Source organism: Roseomonas acroporae, from assembly GCF_023223525.1.
Classification (GTDB): Bacteria; Pseudomonadota; Alphaproteobacteria; order Acetobacterales; family Acetobacteraceae; genus Roseomonas_E; species Roseomonas_E acroporae.
Map to the genome: position 1 here is coordinate 1 of NZ_JALPRX010000239.1, position 1,392 is coordinate 1,392.

Genomic DNA, 1,392 nt, shown 5'->3' on the forward strand with positions numbered 1-1,392 from the left:
GGCCGCGCGCAGCATGCCGGGCGTGACGCGCTGGTACGCGGCGAGCGCGCGGACGATCTCGTCGTGGATGCCGTGCTGGGCACCGATCTCGGCCAGCAGCTCGGCCAGGGCGCGCGGTCCGAGGCGGCAGACGTGCTCGGCGCCACGACGGAGACGCAGGTCGGTGACGGCGGCGCTCATTGCAGCGGCACCACGTCGTCCGGGTTGACCGTGAAGTCGCGCGGATCGCGGCCGAGGATCCGGCGGCCCTCCTCCTCGGAGATGCCGAGCTTCGCGCTCAGCTCCTCCAGCGGCACCACCAGCTCGCCGGTGCGGCGGTTGACCATCGGCCGGATGCCGTGCTCGGCCAGGAACTCCAGCAGCTTCGCGTGGAGCTTCTGCCGCAGCTCGGGCGGGAGTTTGTCGAAATCGCGGGGGTCGATCATCGACCACTCTCCCCACCGTCACGCTGTCCGGCCTCGCCCAGCAGCAGGTTGTGGCTGTGCTCGCCCTCGTCGTCGGCGCGCTTCGGCATGATCAGCACCCGCAGCCCGCCGAGGCGGCCCATCAGGTAGCGCTCGCCCTTGGCCGAGGTCTTCACGTAGAGGCGGCAGGCGGGGAGCAGCGCGCTGCCCTTCTGCGGGCGGGTGGTGTCGCGGGGCATCAGCGATGCCTCCTGCCGGCGTTCGCGGCCTGCTTTTCGCTGGTGATCCAGCCGTTGCGGATCAGCGAACGACTCGTCTGCAACAGGAGCGGCCAGAGCGCCCCGCCGTGGGGCGTCAGCAATTCCGCCACCTGCTCGGCACAGCGGACCAGCTTCAAGTTCGGCTCGCCGGGCAGGCAGCCGCAGCCGTCCCAGTCGGTCGCCGACATGGCATCCGGCTCGATCAGCAGGTCCTCGAAGCAGAGTTCGTCCAGGCGCTCGCGGCCGCGATAGTCGTCCCAGGCCTGTTCCGCCACGGCGCCGGCCACGGAGAACATGATGCGGCGCCGATCGGAGAGGCGGCTCAGCGGCATCCACGGCACACCGCAGTTGCCGCCCCAGGTCGGCTCTTCGAGCACGTTCCTCTCGGATCTGCGGAAGATCTGGGCGCGGACGTTGCGCAGGCCGACGTGGTGCGCCACCACGTAGTGCCCGGCCTCGTGCACGGCGGAGCGCCGGCGGTCGTTCGCCATGAGGCGATGGGCCTTCAAGGGACGGCGGCTCATCGAGCGGCCTCCAGGGTGCGCAGCGCGGCGAGCGCCGCTGCGATGGTCGGGAACAGGGTCGGGATCGGGCAGCCGGGCATGGCGACAGCAGCGCGGGGCTCGCCGTCGGGGCCGGTCAGGCCGTGCAGAAGCACAATGCGCGGGGCAGCCGGCAGCGGCGCGCGCTGGCGCGGCTTACGGCGGTACTGGACGCGTTTCGACACG

5 protein-coding genes are annotated in these 1,392 nt (G+C 71.7%); all 5 read right to left on the reverse strand.

The genetic code is table 11. The features are described 5' to 3' along the window. Positions 1 to 180 (reverse strand): hypothetical protein (locus M0638_RS28260; protein WP_248670292.1); only part of this gene is annotated, 180 nt, incomplete at its 3' end. Beyond that, positions 177 to 425 (reverse strand): hypothetical protein, encoded by a 249-nt coding sequence (locus tag M0638_RS28265; protein WP_248670293.1) that lies wholly within the window; start codon positions 423 to 425, stop codon positions 177 to 179. The genes M0638_RS28260 and M0638_RS28265, both read right to left, overlap by 4 nt. Continuing rightward, positions 422 to 643, reverse strand: coding sequence for a hypothetical protein (locus M0638_RS28270; protein WP_248670294.1), 222 nt, complete (start codon positions 641 to 643; stop codon positions 422 to 424). The genes M0638_RS28265 and M0638_RS28270 overlap by 4 nt, the downstream gene beginning before the upstream one ends. After that, positions 643 to 1,188: a hypothetical protein gene (locus tag M0638_RS28275; RefSeq protein WP_248670295.1), complete on the reverse strand. Its 546-nt coding sequence runs from the start codon at positions 1,186 to 1,188 to the stop codon at positions 643 to 645. Before M0638_RS28275 ends, M0638_RS28270 begins: the two co-directional genes overlap by 1 nt. After that, positions 1,185 to 1,392, reverse strand: a 208-nt coding sequence (locus M0638_RS28280; RefSeq protein ID WP_248670296.1) for a hypothetical protein, incomplete at its 5' end; no start/stop codon positions are given. The genes M0638_RS28280 and M0638_RS28275, both read right to left, overlap by 4 nt.